Below are 20,195 nucleotides of genomic sequence, written 5' to 3' on the forward strand. Positions count from 1 at the left end.
GGCGGGAGCGCTAGAGCTCCCGCTCCATTTCCACGGCGTCGATTCCGGCACCGTGGCCATCGCGCACCACACGTGTCACCTGGAAGCCGAGACCGGAATAGAAGCCTTGGGTGTGTTGGCTGGTACTGAGCGTGACGCGATTGATCGAGGGATCCACTTCGGCCTGGCGCAGGCGCGCCAGCGCCAGTTCGCGGCCCAGTCCATGCCGGTGCAGCGCGCGCTGCACCATGCCCCAGCAGAAACCGGCACTACCATCGCCGCGTCGCGACAGGCCGCCACAGGCCACGATGCGGTGGTCGCGCTCGATCACCTGGAAGGCGCAGTCCATGGCCTGCTCACGCAGGAAGCGTTCAAAGTCGCTGCGCTCTTCGGGCGCGAAGTAGGTTGGCACGTTGCTGTCGAAAATCGACAGGCAGGCGCTGGCATCTGCGGGTCGGTAGAGGCGGAGGTTCATGGGCCCACGATAGACGATCGTCAGTAGATCCACGCTACACGTGGATTCATGGGCCGGATGCCGTGCGTGTATCCCTCAGGCCGAGATTCCCGCCAGCACCGCATACATCACCACGAAGCTCACCAGGAACAGGTAGACGCCGCCGATGGCAAGGTAGCGCAACACGGTCAGCGCCTTGTTGCCGCCATACACGCGTTGCTGCATCCACAGCAGATAGACCGGGACCGCCAGCCACAGCAGGGCATACAGCCATTGGCTGGCGGCGGCGAAGGCGGGGGATGCGAGCGCGCTGCTGATGCCGGCGATGAGGAAGGTTGTCAGCAGCACCATCATCAGCCAGCAGTGGCTGTACAGCGCCACCACCAGATGTTCCAGATACCCCATCTGCCGTGGCACGTAGGCGATGCGCAGTACCAGCGCGAACACCGGCATCAGGAAGAACAGGGCACCGGGCAATGCGGTCAGGATCGCCTGCATGTACAGATCGGTCTTGCCCCCCATGCGCTGGATGTTGGCGTTGCCGTTGTGCAGGCGCTTGTTGAGCCAGTTGTTGGCGAACCGGGGCCAGCCGGCCACCACGATGGGGTTGGTGTCAGCGTCCCACGGTTTGCCGTTGACGGTGTGGTTGAAGAAGGTGCCGGGCTCGGTCGTGGCGACCTCCTTGCTGGTGCCGGTGAGCTCGGCTTTGCGCTGTGCGGCTGCCGCATTCACCGCCGCTCTGGCCATGGCGAAGCCGGCGTTGCCGGTAGCGGGTGAGTTGGCCTGCTGGCGATCGATCGTCGCGAGCTGTTTCGCGCGTGCGGCCTCGACCTGTTCAACGGTGTTGGACTTGGCATACAGCGAATCGCCTCCGCCCATGCGGATGTCGTCGACGTGCACGAACAGTTTGCCGATGAAGAACGTAAACAGGGTGAGGATGACGAACAGCCGCAAAGGCTGCACGTATCCGACCCGGCGGCCCTTGAGGTAGTTCTGCGTGATGCGGCCGGGAACCCAAAGATCGCGCAGCGTGCGGAAGATGCGCCCGTCCAGGTGCCAGAAGGATTCGAACACTTCTTCGATGGCATGGCCCACGTGCTTGAGCGGGTTGTGCGCCGATTGCCCGCAGCGATGGCAGTAGTGGCCCTGCAGGGCGGTGTTGCAGTTCTCGCAGTCGGCGTGAGCGCTGTCGGTCGAACTCATGGGCAATGGGCCAGGCGTCGGATGAAGGCGCCTACGATAGCGAATTTTCAGGTTTCGTTCAGCTTTGTTTTGGAGTGCCAACGAGCGTGCGTAAGGCGATCAAAAGCATCCACGCGTGGCGTGGATCTACTGATGGATCTGGAGGAACAAGCCCCTCTGTTGAGGGGCTGCCCCGACTGGGGCGGGGAGAGGCCGGCAAAGGGAGGGGCCCAAAGGTTGCGCAGCAACGTTTGGGGCGAAGCGCGCGCAGCGCACTTCGCGTCCCGCGCCAGATAACTGAAAAAGGCCGTCCCTGGGGGCAGCCTTTTTCAGTTATCTGGCGGAGAGAGGGACTGCTCGGGCGATGCCCAACGGGGCCCAGCCGATCTCAACCTTTGAAAATTTTAGCACGCGGTTCAGCAACTTAGCTACAGCTGCGTACCAATCGACCCCAACGACACTTAAAGGAAGCAAACATCAAATGGCATACTCGATGGCATACCGGAAACAGGGGGGCCGAGGAAGGACATGGGATTGATCACGGATGCAAAGGCTCGCAGCCTGAGCCCTGGCGGTCAGGCTGTCCCGCACGGAGGCATAACTGGCCTGACGCTGCATCCGTCGCCCTCACAGAAGGGGCAGGGTAAGTGGGTGCTGCGCTACGTCAGTCCTGCCACGGGCAAGCGACGCAACGCCGGCTTGGGTGCCTACCCCGAAGTTGGGATTGCTCTGGTGGGTAAACTGGCGCGAGAAATGCGCGAGCAGATCGCGAGTGGGCAGGATCCGTTGGAGGTTAAGGCGGCTGACCACGCTAAGCCGAAGACACCGACCTTTCAGGAAGCAGCGGAGCTACTCCACGCGGAACTAAAGCCCGGGTGGAAGAATCCCAAGCACGCACAGCAGTGGCTTAATACGCTGACTGAGTACGCGTTTCCACGGATTGGCTCCCTTCCCATCGACCAGTTGCAACCGCGGCACGTTGCGGATGTCCTCCGCCCCATCTGGCTCGACAAGGCAGAGACGGCAAGTCGCGTGAAGCAGCGGCTACACGCGGTAATGGCGTGGGGTTGGGCGCACGGATTTAACCAAGCCAACCCGGTCGATGTCGTAACACATCTGCTTCCGCTGCAGCCGGGAAAGTCTGTCCGGCAGGAGCATCAGCCAGCAATGCCCTGGGCGAAGCTTCCATCGTTCGTGAAAGCAGAACTTGCAGGAGCTGGCGAGTACGAAGTCACGCGAAATGCTTTGCTGTTCCTGATCCTGAATGCCAGTCGTTCCGGCGAGGTGCGCGGGATGACGTGGGCGGAAGTGAACCTTCGCGCGAAGCTGTGGACGATTCCTGCTGCTCGCATGAAGGCCAAACAGCCTCATCGAGTGCCATTGTCGGAACAGTCCGTCAAGCTGCTCAGGCGCCAGGAAGGCCATCACGACGAACTTGTCTTTCCCTCTGTGCAGGCTCGTTCGGTCATGTCGGACATGACGCTCACAGCCTTGTTGCGGAGAGCGAACGCACCGAGCGACACGCCTGGGCGTATTGCGACCGCCCACGGGTTCCGCTCGAGCTTCCGCGACTGGTGCAGCGAGCAAGGCTATGCCCGTGACCTGGCAGAGCGGGCGTTGGCGCATACGGTCAAGGACAAGGTCGAGGCCGCCTACCACCGCACAGATCTCTTGGAGCAACGTCGTCCGATGATGCAGGCCTGGGCCGACTTTGTTCACCCACCTGCAAAGAAGCCCAAGAAGGATGCCTCGCCGCATGACGCCTGAATCGCCAGCCATTCGAGTTCGGCCCTTAGGGATGCTCTGAACAATTCCTCGGCGACAATAGCGCAAGGTTCGACGGATGACGACGATGCAGCTGAGCTTCGGGGACGCGGAACACACGGGCAAGCGGAAGAAGACGCGACGCGAGATCTTCCTGGCGGAGATGGAGCAGGTGGTGCCGTGGAACGTATTGCTGGCGCTGATCGCACCGCACTACCCGAAGATGGGCCAGCGTGGCCGGCAACCGTACGCGCTGGCGACGATGCTGCGCATCCACTTTCTGCAGCAGTGGTACGCGCTGAGCGACCCGGGCATGGAAGAGGCGCTGTACGAGATGCCGGTGATGCGCCGCTTTGCCCGCCTGAGCGGGCTGGACAACATTCCGGACGAGACCACGATCCTCAACTTCCGCCGGCTGCTGGAGACGCATGATCTGGCGCCGCAGCTCCTGGAGCGCGTGAACGCGCACCTGGCGCGCAAGGGCCAGAGCTTGAAGGCCGGCACGATCGTCGATGCCACGATCATTGCGGCACCGAGCTCTACCAAGAACAGGGACGGCAAGCGCGACCCGGAGATGCACCAGACGAAGAAGGGCAACCAGTGGCACTTCGGGATGAAGGCGCACATTGGCGTGGACGAGGAATCGGGCCTGGTGCATCACGTGGAGTGCACAGCGGCGAACGTGAATGACGTGACGCAGGTGCACAAGCTGCTGCACGGCAAGGAAGATACGATCTGCGGCGACAGCGGCTACACCGGCGCGGACAAGCGCGAGGAGCTGCAAGACGTGGAGGCTGCGTTCTGGATCGCGGAGAAGCCCTCGAAGTTGCGAGCGCTGAAGAACAAGCGCGAGCGCAAGTACGCCGAGCGCTGGGAGCACTTCAAGGCCAGCCTGCGGGCGAAGGTGGAGCACCCGTTCCGGGTGGTGAAGCGCCAGTTCGGCTACACCAAGGTGCGCTACCGCGGCTTGGCGAAGAACACGGCGCAGGTGCTGACGCTGTTCGCGCTGTCGAATCTGTGGATGGCGCGGCGACGTCTGTTGCTGCCGACGGGGTAAATCCGTCTGTTGGACGGGGAAACCCGTCGAAAAGCGTCAGAAACGGCGCAAAATCGATCATATCGAGGTCGACTTGGCGCCTTGACGCTGAAATCCAAGTATCAGAGCGCTTTGATCAGACCTTCCTTAGCCAGCATGCTTGACGGGAACGACCCTGTTGAGTTCGTTCACAGGCTCCTTGAGGCTGGATACGACAGGTTCTACGTCAAGGTCCCGAAGGGATTTCGGGTCAGCCTTCTCTCTATTGACCCCTTTCCTCCTGGGTACCAGCTTCTGTGGCCCCAGAAGTCAACCCAAGGTCCCGTGCGGGCTGATGGCAATCAGGCCCAGATACGGTATTTGCAGCTCGATACATCGCAGTTGCGTGACGTTCTCGAATATCCCCCCATCGCATTGCACCAATTCAGTGCGGGAGGTCTGGAATCCGCGTTGACGCACGATGGCATTCCTTCAATCGATTTCAAGTATCGAAAGGGTTTGCTGGGTTTCCTCTTGCCCACCGAGCGGGCCATCGCCGACAAGGTGCCAACCGAGTTTGATGCCAGCTCGGGTGCTCCTGTGGTCGTGAAGACGTTGAATCGCATCAGAAGCCAGTATTCGTACATTCTTCACGGGGTCAGTTTCAAGGATGTTTTCGTTGAGGTGCCCGCACTTAGTGACGCCTTGGAAAGCACGCCGACTGCTAAGGATGTGCTTGTGCCAGCCTGTGGAGATGCGCCGGATGACCCCTATGGGCTGAAAGATTCGTCGTCATTGGTATACGAGATCCTCCGCAAAGCCTATCGAAATCGAGGGAGGGCGCGCAGTGAGATCGATGCGCCATCGCTTGCGGCAGAATTTCGAGAGTTGAATGCCGGCTACAAGAAGAATCCCAAGCCTTTCAACGACGGTCGGCATGAGTTCGCGGCGACGCTCGCCAACCCCGGCTACAACTATTCGTCCGAGGGCCTTGGGGAGATTGATCTTCCCGAAGAGGCCGTAGAGGTTCCGGCGGATACATTCCTCGATCAGGATTTCATCAATCACAAGCTCAGAAAACTCCTATATGCCGCCTGCCGTTGGAGTGGTGCTAAGGAACCAGGACTCGGCGGCGATCGGGAAAAATTGGTGGATCTCTTGGTTGGTCTTGGCTTCTTTGACCGGGAAGACAGTGATCAGGTGCAGTCGTTGGTTTACTTCATCACCGGTGAAAAGTACCGGCGCAACAAGCACAAGAGCGACTTTAGGCACATCCGCAGCGATCGAGGGTGACGCCAAGCCGGGGATGGGTAACGCGCACACCCGGTCATTTTCCATTTCGCCAAGACTTTGGGAGACGCGTGTGTGCCAGCAAGGGGATGAACAATCATGAGCACGCTGGCCGACCAGCTGAAGACATTGGGCTTACAGCCGACCGAGCGAGAGGTTGTGGACACTAGGAAGACCAATTCCAAGACCGGTGGTCGGCCGCTAGGATCTGGTAAGAAGCCACAATCTGATGAGGGAATGCTCTTCTTGAAGCTGCCACGCTTCGGAACTGTGGCCAGGCTCGACGAAGAACGGGGCTTCGGCTTCATCTCTGGTGGCGCGCGCGAGGACGTGTTCTTCCACTTCCGGGGATATCCGGGCCGGCTACCTGATGGACAGAAGCTCCCCCTGTGGGATCTCAGGTGCTCTTCCTCACGGGCAGCGACCCGCGGCGTCCACATGAGCCCAAGAAGGGTGCGGTCTCGTGGGCGCCCGTTGAAATCGCCTCAGCTTCGCTAGGGAATGCGCCCACAAGCCAGGCATCTACGGACGCTTTGCGGCGCAAGCGCTTGGGTGAGCTGCCGCGGGAAGCGTTGTGGGGCCTGTTCGAGACAGGGTGGTACGCGAAGCGATGGGATGGAAATGTGCCGGCCCCCACCGACTTGGAGGACGAGGTGCTGGGACAGGTCGTCTGCGAACGGCTGGCCGAGATGTCGCCGACAGATCTGGAAGCACATCAGGTCAGTCGCCGGCTGGTGAAGTCGCACTACCAGTTTGCTGCCAGCCTGTCGCCCGGTAGCCCCGCTTGCGCGTTCCCGAGGCTGCTGGAAGTGCTTGAGCCCACGCAGCTAGCCGTGCTGGGTGCGCCAGATGTCTCCTGGTTCCAAAGCGGAAGGCTACCTCCGGATGCCCGTTCCCGCCTTCTTGAGTGGCACCTGCTCAGCCGGGTCTTGTCGGAACCGCGTGGAAACTGGGAGACCTGCTTCCCCGGAGCGGAGGCCTCTGAGGTCGAGCTGGCAACGCGTTTCCTGGACTACGGCATCCCGCGGGATGCGTTCATCGATGCTTGGCTGGACAGGATCGTACGTAACGGGTTGCTGTCCGAAGTACAGGCTGAAGCGTGGACAGAGCGTAATCCCGATCTGGCGGTTTCGCTGTTTCATCGACTCCCAGCCGCGCGCCAAGATTCACTGCTGTCAGGGTGGCGGAAGAGTCCTGCAGGGCTGGGCAAGCAACTCCAGCAGGAACCATCACGTGCAAGGTCGCTGCTGACTGCTTCGTCACTGGCATTCGACCTGGAAACCGACGGTGAGCGCATCTGGGAAATCGGCTGCGCACGCAACGGACAGGCCAGCCTTCTTCACGACGAGCGTAGCGGGACCGACTTGGTTATGGCCATGGCCGACCTAGGACAGCGAGTCAACGCTGCGCCCTTGGTGGTAGGTCACAATGTCCTGGCATGGGACTGGCCGATTGTTGCCCGTCACATCGCGCCGGCGTCGGTGCCATTGATCTGGGACACGTTACTCATCGGGTACCTGCTGGAGCCTCAAGCGGCGTCGCACGCGCTGGGTGGACGGCATCATGCGAACCAGGATGCGCTTGACACATTGCAGGTGCTTAAGCGACAGCTAGAGCGCCTGCCTGCCGATGTTGCACGCAGAGTGTTGATTGGCGAGTTCACGGATTCTGCCCGGCTGCTGGATGTGGTCATTGAGGCTCTGCGGGACGTATCCGATTTTGCCCGCGACTCCCCGAGCTTCATGTCCGCGGAGGGAGCCTTGCCTGCGAAGCTGGTCGTCGTGCCCATGAGTAGGCTCCGAGAGGTCGACTGGGTTCCGGGTGTATCAGTGGTTTCGGCGGACCCCTGCGAGGCGGTGGCGGTCGAGTGGCGGGAAATTGACGTTGCCTTGCTTAAGAAGGCCCTGCCGGCCGACACCGCATCCGACCCGGCTGCCCGGGTCCTGACGGCTGTTGCGGAGCTGGCTGCCGCGCAGGGCATTGCGCTGCGACGGAACATGATTCCGGTCTGGCTGCTTGAACGTGACGCCCGTCTGCGGTCGGCGGTCGACATGGCGTGCGTAGTGCCGAAGGCCGATTCGGGCTGGCGTGTCGCGTCGTTGCCCGCCAGCGTTGAGTGGTGGGCCAGCAGGGATCCATCATCCTGCGTGGTGACCGGGCTCAGCGATGATGTCCTTGTGCTCGATCGACGGCAGGTTGCGCACAACGATGTTGCGCAGACGCTGGGTGAAATGCCCGCGGCGCCATTCATGCGCATCGGTGAAACCGGATCTGCACTGCGATGGTTGCTCATTGACCGTGCCGCACACGTGCTCGACTGCCGAGGAGGTCTGGCTACATTTACGACGTTCCCTGTCAGGGATGCGGCGATTGTTCAAGCCGGGTGCGCGCCGGCTCCAACACACCGTCCGCAGATTGCGAGGCGGCGCCTTCATGTGTTGCATCCCCGGGCCGAGGACCAGGGCAGCTATTGGGCCGAGGTGATTCGCACATTCAAGGAAGTCGCGACAGTTGGAACGGGAATTGTTCCGATTTTGCTGATTTCGAGTTCCCGAAGCAGTGTGCTGCGTGACCTGTTGGCGACTGGCTTGGCCGAGGTCGGGCTTGGCGAGGTGAAACCCGAGCATCGCAGCCAACGAGAACACATGTTGCGCGCCTCGAGTGGTGGCCTCGCGCTGGTCGACGTGCTCGACCAGTGGCCCGTCTGGCAAACGCTTGCCCAGACGGCGGGCGTGGTGCTGCAACCTGTGATTGAGGCGCTGCCGATCGAGGATTGGTATGCCTGTGCGGAGGCGCGCACTGCCACGCAGGTAAGTTGTGATTCTGACCAGGCGGCCAAGAAGGAAGGCGGAGCCACGGTCGTCAGTGCCGCGGCTCTGCTCGAAGCTGCGGCAGCCCTGGTGCGGGCGCGATTGCATGGATGGATGGGCGAGGTGGGGCTGTCAGCGTCGCAGCTTCCCGTCATCCTCATCGATCCGCGCGTAAGCGACATGGGGAAGGGGCTATCGAACCTTGTGGACGCCTTCCAGCTGGTCGAGACCCCCTTGCTGGTTGACCATGCGCAACGACTGGAGCTTGTGTTATCGCGATTCAAGCTGGTGCGCGAGGAGGCTCCTTCAGGCTTCGAGGCCATGGAGCGCTTTCTGGTCGCGAACTGGCAGCCTCGCAGCGGAGAGGCTGGAAATCGAGTCACGGGGTTCAAGCCGTCGCAGAAGATGGCGATGGAGGCCATCTGCGAACGCTCCGCTAACGTTCTCGTCTCCTTGCCGACGGGCGAGGGCAAGTCGGTGCTGTTTCAAGTTCCAGCGCTCTGCCGTGGCCTACGCAATAGACGGCTGACGTTGGTCATCTCGCCGTTGAAGGCATTGATGCGGGATCAGGTGGAGCGCCTGCGGGAGCAGGGTTTCTCCGAGTCAGTCGACTATCTCAGCGGTGATCGGCCACCCGGCGAGATCGCCGAGGTGATCCAGGGCGTGCTCGATCATCGGATCGTGCTGCTGTATGTCGCGCCAGAGCGAACCCGCAGTGGTGTTTTCCTAGATGTGCTTCACAAACGCATGCAGGCTGACAAAGGCTTGGAGCATGTGGTGGTGGATGAAACCCATTGCGTAAATCAGTGGGGGTACGAGTTCAGGCCGGACTACTTTCACGCGCTGAAGCTTTTGCTGCGCATGTGTCGTGCATTGGACTTGGGTGAGCCGACGCCGTTCCTGTTGCTGTCAGCAACCATCACCGCATCCGACAGGGCCCGTTTGCAGGCCGTCACGTCCGGAGATGCGGGATCTCCACTGCCGCTCTTGACAAGGCCGGACTCGTTCTCCAATCCATTGCGAACGCATATTGCAGTTGAGCCTCGCCGTGTGCGCGGCATGCTCAACGACCGGCGAAACTTCGACAAGGCGCTAGCGGAGCGTCTGCCTCACATCGAAGAAGCCGTGTCGGCGGCACGGCGCAACCGCGCGGCGACGGGCCAACGTAGTGCCGTCATAGTTTTTGTCTCCAGCCGTTACCATGCGGAGGTTGTGGCGCAGCGGCTTGCCCGGGCCACTAGTGGTCAGGTCGACTACTACCATGCGGGCTTAGATGCAGGCTCGCGGGAAGAGATCTACACGCGCTTTCTGGACGGTGACCTTGATGTCCTGGTGGCTACGAAGGCGTTTGGCATGGGGATGGATATTCCGGATATCCATTGGGTAGTGCACCTTGCACCGCCGGGATACCTCGAGGACTACCTGCAGGAGGTTGGCCGGATCGGACGAGGCGAACGGGAGCGCAAGAACGCGCGGCTTGAGAAGCTTTCCGCCACGCTGCTGTTCTCGGACCAGGACTTCGAGTCGATCCGTGGTTTGCGGGCGCGCGGTGCGCTGTCGCTTCCCATCATCAGGGACCTCTACGAGAAGGTCTGCGAGCACGCATATCGGGTGGATGGCCAGCAACTGGCGATCGTTCCCGCCGAAGGCTACAGCACGCCACAGAATCCAGCGAGGCAGAGCCCGGCTGCCAGGCGCGCGGCCGCTACGCGGGTCCGAATGGGGCTGTACTGGCTCGAACGTGCCGAACGGGTACGCCTGTGCGGTTCCTTGCCGGATCTCATTGAGGTGATTGCCTACCCGTCCTCGCTCGAGCGGATATCCCGGGAGGATGGCTTGGCTGCTGAAGTGGCCGACTTGATTCTTCAAACGGGGCCCGCGGACCCGTCGATCTCTGGTGCATCCGTTGCAGGCAACTCCGCTTTCGGTGCTTCTCCAGTCCCGGGAGGAGGGACTCTCGGCGGCATGATTGGCGCGCTCGGACGGCTGTTCTCCGGCTTATCCGATACGGTGGGAATGCAGTTCCATGGCTTGGCAGAACCTTCGCTGCGGTCGCTTCCAAGCCCACGCCCCGCACACGCGGGGTTGTCGAGCGGTGATGCCGCCGCTGCAAAGACGGTGATTCTCAATCTCTCCCAGATCAAGCTGCGCAGCAGTGCGCTCAGGTCGGTGGATGATGTGCTGGCAGTCTTGGGCGACCTCGAAAAGCGTGGGGCTGTATTGCTTCGTCGTGAGATCGACGTTGTCCCGCGTAAGCTCGCATCTGAGCCATCTACCAAGATCAGCGAGTTGTTCCAGTACGTCGATGGTGGCGTTGCCGAGCTCATACGCCGGCTCGCCAAGAAGGGGCGAATCGAGTTCAACCCGTTCGAGATGGTCGAGGACGTAGAGGGGCCGCGGGTCGGCGATGACAAGCGCCGGATGTACGAAAGATCGTTCATTAACGGGTTCAGAAGCTTGGCGCGCACATCCGGAGTCAAGCTTCGCCAACTGGTTCGGGCCGACGATAAAGTCATCTGGGAAGCAGTGCTTCCGCGATCTGCATGGTCAAAAGCAGATTCCAGGCGGCAACGTTTCCTGCAGGGGGCGAAGTCCTTGTTCGCGGCCGTCGCAAACCAGAGATCGATCCCCATCTCGAGACTTGTAGACCAGCTACGAGCCGGAAGCCGTGACGGCCGTTTCCGCGAATCCGACTTGAACAAGGTGGCCGGGTTGTTGTCAGCAATGAGCCTTGTCAGCATCTCGCCGGAACTGGTTCCGCTATCACATGTCGTAGCGGTGTCCGATGCCGACGGCAGGCTTGAGGATCAGGCGGATATCTGGGACGAGCTCAGGCAGGTCAATGAACTTGCGGAGGCACGAAATCTGGCAATGGAGGTGTTCGCAAACGTAAACACGAATGCCCACCCGGCCTTCATCGAAGGGTATTTCGATACCGTGGATGGCCCTGCGATCAGGCAGTTTCTCGATTCGCAACTGGGTGAAATCGTTAGCGAGGATCCAGACGGCCCCTCCACCTTGCTCCTGGAGATGCAGGAGAAACTACGTGCCACGAAAGCGGTTGAGTTCTTCGAAAGATTCAGAGTCTCGGAAGAATCAGCCCAATGGGAGGTGGCCAGGGCGCCGTTTGACCAGCACATCATGGTCAATGCGGGTCCGGGGGCAGGCAAGACTTTCGTCCTTGTAGGAAGAATCGCGCACCTGATCCGAGAGCAGAACGTCGATCCCTCGCAGATCATCGTGCTTGCGTTCAACCGCGCAGTCGTCTTTGAGATCCGGCGACGGATTCGCGAGTTGTTCAAGTCGCTGGGCTATGCAGCCTACGCGGGGCGCCTGCGGGTCTCGACTTTCCACTCTCTGGCCCTGCGGAGCCTGGCCAGAGAGGGGATTGAGATTACGAGAGACAGTGTGCAAACCCTGCTCTCTGACTTTGCCAATCGGCTGTCAAAGGATCCTTCGTTCGCCCAGAGGGTGGCCGGCGGCGCACGTTGTGTCCTGGTGGACGAATTCCAGGACGTGACGGATGACGTGTATCAGGTCATCAAGCATCTCCACTCCGGCAGTGGGTCTCGGGCAGGCGTCATGGTGATCGGTGATGATGACCAGGACATCCTGCGGTGGCAGCGGAAGAATGATGGCAGTGCTCACCAGTTCTCCGAGAAGTACTTTGATCAGTTCGCGCGGGATTTCGCGGGGGAAGGCTTTCAGGAGTTCCTGCTGGGCGTGAACTTCAGATCTGGCGAGAGCATTGTTGAACGCAGCCAGCTAATGATCGCCGGGTTCTTCGAGCGCACGAACCGTTCCCGGCGTCTGAAGACATCCCGGTTGAGATCGCGTAGGGGAGCCCCGGAAGGGACGTGCCAGGCGATCGAGTGGAGCGGTCGTACGTGGGGCGAGGCGATAGAAGGCGCCGCATCGCTGCTGACGGAGCTGGCCGGTCGCGAAGGCGAGTCGACCGCCGTGCTCTGTCGTTCGAATGCTGAGGTCGCTGAAGCGTACAGGCTGTTGAGCCAGGGGCTTCCGAAACTGAGGGTGCAGGGGGGCGCCAATCTGCGCGTAGCCGACCTGCGGCACGTGGCGGTCTGGTTGGACCATCTTCGGGAGGCGGCTGCCCAAGGCGATGCCGCACTTTCGGAGGATGTGCGACGCGAGATATTCAACAGGACGGTGCAAGCGGGAGGAGTTCCGGAATACTCCAGGCCTACGTCCCACGTCACGCTGGACGATCTGTGGGAGCTGTGCTGCCGCGAGCAATCATTTCCCCATCTTTCCTCGCTCGTCAAGTTTGTTGATGAATTGAGAATCGATGAGCTCGTGCGGTTGTTGGGGACGGTTGATGAAGCGTCAACGGCAGTAGTTTCGACACTGCACAAGGTGAAGGGGCTTGAGTTCGACAACGTAGTAATTCTGCCTTCAATGATTCAGTTTGGCGTGGCAGGGCGGGACCGACTGGGACCGGATCTCCTTGGGGATGCCGCGGAAGAGGCGCGGCTGCTGTATGTGGGGATGACCCGGGCGAAGAGGAATCTGACGTACTACCGCGGTGATCGCGAGAGGAGCTGGGGAAGGAAGGATCCTGTGCCCTATGACGGCCTGCGCACAGACGGCCAGGTGTTGATCGGTTCAATGGAGGATGTCTCGCTCGGTTGGGCCATGCAACGCAGCGCATTCAACCCAACTCCGGATGAGTGTCAGCGCTATATCGAGACTGAGGTCGCGATAGGTGATCCAATCGTGCTTGGCGGGAGGGGGGGCGGTGCGTTCAAGTCCTTCATGCATCGAGGGAGTTCAGGACAATTGACACAGGTCGGCTTTCTTGCGAAGCAACATGTGGTCGGCGGACCGAATGCTTCGCTGAAAGTCAGCGCGGTCCTGCGGTTCCGGCCGGACTCAATCGACGAGACGCTGGCAGACTGTGTTCGTGATCGTGGCTGGGGGTACGTTGTGCTTGTTTCGGGGCGCCTCCGCTGAGGTTCGCTAGATTCCTAGCAGCGTAACCACGGCTCCTGCGTGCTCCCCGGGGCGTGTCAAGAGAAAGGGCCGGCAAGCCGGCCCTTCGTCTGGAAGCAAGATTTGAGGTCACTTTTTCAGCAACTCTCGATCAATGGCTGAGGTGTCCAGGCCGCTGCTCCTGGGCGCGCCACGGCCGCTGTGGCCCTTCGGCATGATGCCCTTGCGCAGGTTGCGGATCCCCTTTCTGCTCGAAATGCCGGCGTCCTGCTCACCCTCCTGGGACTTCGGCGGGCTGGGCTTGAGCTGCGTGGTTTCCTTGCACAGGTATTCGATCGCCAGGCGCAAGCCGCGCAGCTTGTCTGCATCGGTCGGATGGATCAGGCCCAGGCAGTTGAAACGGTACTGATCCATCCGGGTGTAGCAGTTGAAATAGCTCGCCTTGGCCTTCTTGCCCGTCTCGCCGACATCCACCCCATCCTCATACTCTCCATCGCCGCAGCGGCGGACCCAGTCCTCCCCGATCATGCGGGTCAGATTGGCCGCATCACGGTGCTTGTGCCCGTCCAGGACGATGAGGACGTGGAAGTGGATGCCACGATCAATCCCGTCCTCGCGCTTGCTGATGTAGCCGAGGACGTCGGGAACGATTCGATTCTCGCGCAGGGCGCGCAGGAACCGCGCGTAATGGCCATCGGCTTCGCGGGTGTAGCCCCAGCCCTTGAACGCCGGGCGGAAGTAGAGATCAACCCGTAGGATCAGCAGCTGCGAACGACGCTGGAACTGGGCTGCCAGATACTCGCAGCAGCTGGTGATGTTCTTCTCTTCGTTGCGCTTGTAATTGTCGACTTCGTCCTTGTAGGCCTGGCTCCGGCATGACGCGCGGATGGAAGCGACCGCGTTCTCGAGAATCTCACGCGTCCGTGAATCACTTAGCACCGGATCGCCGTTACGGTTCGTGTGAGCCAAGAGCTCAGGCGACCACTGGTCGACGATCCGCAGGACAATGGTCAGGGGAGGATTGAAGCGGTGGTGCTTGTAGTACTCCGCACTGTCTGGGTTGTAGCCCTTGCATGCGTTGAAGAATGCCTTGCCGATCTTGGTCAGCTGATAGCGCGGCTGCCCCCTTCGATCGTGCGTAACTTCAACCGGCTGATCATCGCTCCGGGCGATGGCATCGACGAGTTTCTCTGCTCGGAGCAGCCAGTAGATGAAGTCGTGCTCCTGCCCGACATAGGTGTGCCCGTAGCGTTGACTGGTCTTACGTACGAAGAGGTGGTGGTCCTGCTCTGCCGAGGGCATGAGGGTAGCCTTGGACTCGGGGTCAATGGAAAGCTTGGACATCTGCTCCTTGAGCAGGTCACAGTCGAAGGCGATTGCCTGGGTGTACGAGGTGGACTGATTGATCTCATTCATGTGAATGCTTCTCTGCTATGTGCTGATTGATTAATTAATAGGATAGAAACCGTAATTCGAGCGGGATCGATGGCCCCGCTTCTCCCGGCTTTGAAAATAAAAACCCCAAGCTCCTTGGGGTTTTTGTGTGCTGACTCGCTACGTCGACTTAGTGAGCTCGTTACATGCGACGGGCACCCTCCATGCGGCTTTCCAGCCACTCGTCGATGACGTATTCGATCCAGCCCTTGGCAGAACTGCGCGAGCCGCCTGCACCCAACGGAACGGGCCGAGGGAACGTTTCGTCGTGCCAGCGGCTCGACGGGTTCAGGCGGTTATCGATGGTGCTCTCGGAGCACGAGAGCTTCTTCGCCAGGTCTTTCTTGCGGAGGACTCGCTTGGAGCGGGTTGACCGGGGCGCGATGCCCCCCGTATCGGTATTCGGCGAATGGGTCGTGTGGGTTGAACAGTCGTAGTTGAGGCTCATAACGCGATCTCGGTGCAGCGACAGGCCCTTTGCCTGCCTGCGACCACGATGCGCGTTTGCTGGGGCGATTAATAAGGAGCGGAAAACTGGGATCGGAAGGAAAAAAGTTGGGGAAAATTGATCGCCGCGCGGGCATCTCCGACCGACGCTTGTTGCCGAGCGCGGGATGAGGGGGCCAAAACCTGGGGAGGAACCAACGTGACGACCCAATCCGACCCAAGTGACTGTGGTTCCGCGCTGACGGCGCTGGACAGTCGTAGCCGAGCCAACACTAGGTTCGGGTTCTCGACCTCGCCGGTCCTGGCCGGCCGGATGACAGAACGGCGCAACGTCGGGGCCTTCTGGGCCGTAGCTTGCCCGCACAGCCTCGCTCTGCCCCGGGTGGTTTCGACTAAAAGCGGCTTTTCCGAAGGAGATACCCATGGCGGGGTCCCCCAACGAGTTTTAGGCAGTTTTCGGTCGGAGCATCGATGGCCATGCTGGTCAGCAGGATTGCTATTACATCGGCGTCCGTACTTGCAGGCCATGCGGCTCCTCGGTCAGGGGGGGGCGGATTCAACCGGCACGCGTGGTCAGCGTGAGAATTGCAGAAGAGTTGCTGCGGCGAAGGGGCGAGGCCTTCGGTTCCGTTGGCCTGTCTGAGGTACTTGTACGCGTCAGCGTTGTCGCGATTCAAAAATTTCTTAGACCCTTAATACCCACTTGAAGCGGGAGATCCTCGCTTCACGTCCGAGCGCTACGTTCCAAGCGCTTACGGCAAGGTCAGAGCCATGCGCGATGACACCAAGGAGACGATTGTTCAGCTTGTGACGCTGGTTGCGGTAGTTCTTGTGAGCCTGCTGGCCAAGCGCGACATTCGTTTTCCCTGAGCCAGTGTCCTGGCAGCAGAAGGCCCGCCTTTACCGGCGGGCCTTCTGCTTTTTGTGCCGTCAACCGAATGGAGTTCCCATGCATCTAGTTCAATCGATGGCCTACGCCGGCGAGAAGCCGTGGCATGGCCTAGGCAACAAGCTGGCACCCCGCCAGCCGATCGACGTTTGGAGGGAGCAGGCCGGGATGGACTGGGCGGTCGAAGAGTCCGAGGTGCGCTACATCACCGGCAGCAACAACGTTGGCCTCATCAATGCCTTCCCCGAGCAGAAGGTGCTTTACCGCTCGGACACCAAAGCGCCTTTGGCGGTTGTCAGTAAGCGTTTCAAGGTGGTGCAGCCGGGAGAGGTTCTGGAGTTCTACCGTGACCTGACAGCACACAGTGGCTTCGAGCTTGAGACTGCCGGCGTGCTCCGGGAAGGCCGCAAGTTCTGGGCACTGGCTAAGACCGGGCAAAGCACCGTTCTCAAGGGGCGCGACCGCGTGGACGGGTACCTGTTGCTGGCCACGGCGTGTGACGGAACGCTAGCTACCACCGCACAGTTCACATCGGTGCGCGTGGTCTGCAACAACACGTTGCGGATTGCGCTGGGTGGCGCCAGCGGTGCGATCAAGGTGCCGCATCGCAGCCATTTCGACGCGGACACGGTGAAACGGCAGCTGGGCATCACCGTCTCGGCCTGGGATGGTTTTGTCGCCCGGATGAAGGCGCTCGCCGAATGCCCGGTGGATCCAGACTCGGTGGAGGGCCTGTTGCGTCGCGTGCTGACCTACCCGGTTGCAGAGGGCAAGGCGACCGTGGTCAACGAGCAGGCATTGGCGAACGCTCGGGCTTTGTACGAGGGCTGCGGGCGCGGGGCGATGCTGGCTTCCAGCCGAGGCACCGCCTGGGGCCTGCTTAACAGCGTCACGGAGTTCGTGGACCACCACCGCCGCGCACGCAGCGACGACCACCGCCGCGACGCTGCATGGTTCGGGCAAGGTGCGCAAATCAAGCAGAAGGCCTGGGAAAGCGTCTTGGAACTGGTGTCCTGAGGTTGCAGTCCTTGACCAACACGTCATAACGCCCGGCCATCTGGCCGGGCGTTTTCATTTGGGAGATTGCACATGAAGAAGGAGAACGCGCTGCGCCTGGTCGATACGCGCACGCTGGACCGCGGGCAGTGGCTTGAGGTGCGCCGTGGCGGCATCGGCAGCTCCGATGCGGCCGCGGCCGTTGGTCTGAACCCTTACAAGAGCCAGCTGGAGCTGTGGCTGGAGAAGACCGGGCGGCAGCCGGCCAGCGACGAACAGCCTGGCATGGACGATCCGCGCTACTGGGGCACCTTGCTGGAGCCGTATGTGGCCGTGGCCTACCAGCAGAGGACGGGCCGCAAAGTTCGCAAACTCAACGCCGTCCTCCAGCATCCGACCCTTCCGTTCATGCTCGCCAACATCGACCGCGAGGTCGTGGGCGATCCGGACGTCCAGATCCTGGAGTGCAAGACCGCGGGGGAATTCGGGTCGCGCTTGTGGAAGGACGGGGTGCCCGAGTACGTCCAGCTGCAGGTCCAGCACCAGTTGGCAGTTACAGGCAAGCATGCCGCGGACGTGGCAGTTCTGCTCTGCGGCCAGGACCTGCAGGTCCACCGGATCGTCCGGGACGAGGACATCATCGCCCGGCTGGTGGTGCTGGAGGCCCGCTTCTGGGAGTGCGTCAAGACCGGCACACCTCCGGCCGCGGACGGTAGCGAGTCGGCCGCCCGGGCCCTGCGTCACCTGTATCCCGGTAATGACACCAATCTGGATTTCACGGGCGATGTGGCGCTCTGCCAGGTCTACGACGAGCTGGCCGGGCTGCGCTCCGAGCTCGACGCCCAGCAGCAACGGGCCGAAACGCTCAAGCAGGCAATCCAGCAGGCCATGGGCGATGCGTCCAAGGCGATCTTCGCCAATGGCTCGGTCACCTACCGACGGGCCAAGGACGGCACGTCGCTCGACGCCAAGCGGCTGACCGCCGAGCGCCCTGAGATCGCGGCCCAGTACTCGGTTGTGCGTCCCGGCGCGCGCCGGTTCGTTCTGGCCGTCCACACCGACACCCCCAACCAACCTTAGAGGGCGACACCATGTTGAAGGGACTTGTGATTACCCCGCCCGTAGTCGGGCGGATTTCCATCGGGCGCGTGGTCGAGCGCAACGGCAAGCGCCTGCCGGAGAAGGATGATCAGTTCACCCTGACCAGCCAGATCCAGAACCGGGACGGCTGGATCCTGCACCCCCTGGACGAGGTGCTGCGCCAGGCCGCAGGGGGCAAGCTACGCTCGATTCCCGTCCGGTTGATGTTCAACGACCCGAGCCTGAACCTCCGGGCCGACTACTCGTTGTTCGATCGCGCCACGGGGCGCCCGTTGTGCGTCGGTAATGGCGAGACCTGTCGTCGGACCACCCAGGAGGGGATCGCCTCGCTGCCGTGTCCGGGGCCGACCAGCTGCCCTTACGCGGCCGGCGACTGCAAGGCCTATGCGCGCCTCAACGTCCTGGTGGGCGATGCCGACGAGGACGCGCTGGGGAGCTTCGTGCTGCGGACGACCTCCTTCAACACGATCCGGACGCTGGCGGCACGGATGCAGTACTACAGCGCCGTCTCCGGTGGGCTGTTGGCGTGCATGCCGCTGGAGCTGAAGCTGCGTGGCAAGTCAACGACGATGAGCCACCGCGCCCCGATCTACTACGTGGATCTGGTGGTGCGCTCTGGCATGACGCTGGAACAGGCGATTGCTGACGCCCGCGAGCTGGACGCGCGGCGACGCGCCGCCGGGGTCGACCAGGGCGCGTTGGACGAGGCGGCCCGACGTGGATTCGCCAATGGGGCGTTCGAAGAGCTGGAGGAGGACGTGCCGGCCCTCGTGGAGGAGTTCTATCCCGATGCCGAGCAGGGCGAGCCTGGTCGGGGGCAGCCGGCCCCGCCGCCAGCCCTGCGCGCGCGCCTGCAGGAGAAGGTCGCCCGACTCGGGACCGGCTGACACGGCTTGGCACACCAGGTGCTGCGACCACAGGCGCCAACCCTTGACCACCACCGAAGGGCGCGCGAACGCCCTTTCGGCATACTGGAGATCACGAAATGACAGACGAACCGGTGCTGGGCCTCTACGTGCGCAGCAGTACCAAACACTATGCCCCCGCGGATGCCGAGGCCGTCTTGGCCGCGGCCAAGCGGATTGTCGACGGCAGGATGCAACGGGGCACCTGCTTCAGCGACCCCAAGATCGCCGCTGAGTTCTTCATGGCCAAGTTGGGCGGGGCAGAACGCGAAGTGTTCGCTGCAGTGATGCTGGATTCCCGGCATCGCCTGATCAGCTACACGGAGCTGTTCTACGGCTCTATAGACGGTGCCGAGGTGCATCCCCGGGAAGTCGTGAAACAGGCCCTGCGCCTAAACGCAGCCGCGGTCATCCTGGCTCACAACCATCCGTCAGGCGACCCGGAACCGTCTGCCACCGACCGGGCCGTTACGGCGAGGCTTAAGCACGCATTGACATTGGTGAATGTGCGAGTTCTTGACCACGTCATCGTGGGTGGGCGTCAGACGGTGAGCTTGGCAGAGAGGGGGTGGCTGTAGAGCTTGTTTCAGCTGCCTTCTACAAACAGCCGGCCGGCCGGCCAGCAAGCGATGTTAGGTAGGCGTCGGAAGGTGCCCGTGCTGAGAACCCCAGATGGACGCCACGGCGTCCATCCGGGGGGCACATTTTTTTTGGCTCCGCTCGGCACAGCGGGCGATGCCGTCGATTTCGCCCATGCCAGTTCGCTTCCTCTCATAACCCTGGGTGCTTGCGCCAGATCCGTTGGTTAAGATCTTCGTTGTCGCTGTATTCGCCGATCTCCCAGTCCTTGACGCGTAGATCGCCAGGGCCTCCTCAGTGATCCGGCCCTAGCCCAGTCGGGTCTCAGGCATATCGGAGCCGCCTCGGCTTATGGTTGTCAAAATGCGACATATGAGTGAGTTATAATGGATTCATGTAC

12 protein-coding genes are annotated in these 20,195 nt (G+C 61.6%); 8 read left to right on the top strand and 4 right to left on the bottom strand.

Annotated elements, in window-relative coordinates; all coding sequences use genetic code 11:
- Nucleotides 1–10 precede the first annotated feature (10 nt).
- A complete protein-coding gene (locus tag ACSYS9_RS04545) occupies nucleotides 11–454 on the bottom strand; it encodes a GNAT family N-acetyltransferase (RefSeq protein ID WP_049462946.1) in 444 nt (147 codons plus the stop codon).
- Nucleotides 455–529: 75 nt separating this feature from the next.
- Nucleotides 530–1,636 (bottom strand): DUF3667 domain-containing protein, encoded by a 1,107-nt coding sequence (locus ACSYS9_RS04550; protein ID WP_071229572.1) that lies wholly within the window; start codon nucleotides 1,634–1,636, stop codon nucleotides 530–532.
- 507 nt (nucleotides 1,637–2,143) lie between these two features.
- Here ACSYS9_RS04550 and ACSYS9_RS04555 point away from each other — a divergent pair.
- From ACSYS9_RS04555 to ACSYS9_RS04570, 4 genes are all read left to right on the top strand, one after another.
- Nucleotides 2,144–3,382, top strand: coding sequence for a tyrosine-type recombinase/integrase (locus ACSYS9_RS04555; protein WP_043033702.1), 1,239 nt, complete (start codon nucleotides 2,144–2,146; stop codon nucleotides 3,380–3,382).
- 85 nt (nucleotides 3,383–3,467) lie between these two features.
- On the top strand, nucleotides 3,468–4,436 hold the full coding sequence (locus ACSYS9_RS04560; RefSeq protein ID WP_440569388.1) for an IS5 family transposase: 969 nt from the start codon (nucleotides 3,468–3,470) through the stop codon (nucleotides 4,434–4,436).
- A gap of 360 nt (nucleotides 4,437–4,796) precedes the next feature.
- Nucleotides 4,797–5,687, top strand: coding sequence for a hypothetical protein (locus ACSYS9_RS04565; RefSeq protein ID WP_440568828.1), 891 nt, complete (start codon nucleotides 4,797–4,799; stop codon nucleotides 5,685–5,687).
- 545 nt (nucleotides 5,688–6,232) lie between these two features.
- Nucleotides 6,233–13,465, top strand: a complete 7,233-nt coding sequence (locus ACSYS9_RS04570) for a UvrD-helicase domain-containing protein (protein ID WP_440568830.1) — start codon at nucleotides 6,233–6,235, stop codon at nucleotides 13,463–13,465.
- 108 nt (nucleotides 13,466–13,573) lie between these two features.
- Here the strand turns inward: ACSYS9_RS04570 and ACSYS9_RS04575 are convergent, their stop codons facing one another.
- On the bottom strand, nucleotides 13,574–14,860 hold the full coding sequence (locus ACSYS9_RS04575; RefSeq protein ID WP_043033700.1) for an inovirus-type Gp2 protein: 1,287 nt from the start codon (nucleotides 14,858–14,860) through the stop codon (nucleotides 13,574–13,576).
- A gap of 160 nt (nucleotides 14,861–15,020) precedes the next feature.
- Nucleotides 15,021–15,326: a helix-turn-helix transcriptional regulator gene (locus ACSYS9_RS04580; protein ID WP_043033698.1), complete on the bottom strand. Its 306-nt coding sequence runs from the start codon at nucleotides 15,324–15,326 to the stop codon at nucleotides 15,021–15,023.
- Between the two features lie 948 nt (nucleotides 15,327–16,274).
- On the opposite strand from ACSYS9_RS04580, the gene ACSYS9_RS04585 reads away from it, so the two are divergent.
- The 4 genes from ACSYS9_RS04585 (at nucleotide 16,275) to radC (ending at nucleotide 19,794) form a co-directional block, all read left to right on the top strand.
- Nucleotides 16,275–17,231 (top strand): DUF932 domain-containing protein, encoded by a 957-nt coding sequence (locus ACSYS9_RS04585; protein WP_053462304.1) that lies wholly within the window; start codon nucleotides 16,275–16,277, stop codon nucleotides 17,229–17,231.
- Between the two features lie 72 nt (nucleotides 17,232–17,303).
- Nucleotides 17,304–18,290, top strand: coding sequence for a YqaJ viral recombinase family nuclease (locus ACSYS9_RS04590; RefSeq protein WP_043033696.1), 987 nt, complete (start codon nucleotides 17,304–17,306; stop codon nucleotides 18,288–18,290).
- Nucleotides 18,291–18,301: 11 nt separating this feature from the next.
- Entirely contained in the window at nucleotides 18,302–19,198 is an 897-nt protein-coding gene (locus ACSYS9_RS04595) for a recombination directionality factor (RefSeq protein WP_043033694.1), read from the top strand.
- A gap of 98 nt (nucleotides 19,199–19,296) precedes the next feature.
- Nucleotides 19,297–19,794 (top strand): RadC family protein, encoded by a 498-nt coding sequence (gene radC / locus ACSYS9_RS04600; RefSeq protein ID WP_242899362.1) that lies wholly within the window; start codon nucleotides 19,297–19,299, stop codon nucleotides 19,792–19,794.
- Nucleotides 19,795–20,195: the final 401 nt, after the last annotated feature.

This window comes from Stenotrophomonas sp. STK17_22, assembly GCF_051983905.1.
GTDB lineage: Bacteria > Pseudomonadota > Gammaproteobacteria > Xanthomonadales > Xanthomonadaceae > Stenotrophomonas > Stenotrophomonas maltophilia_A.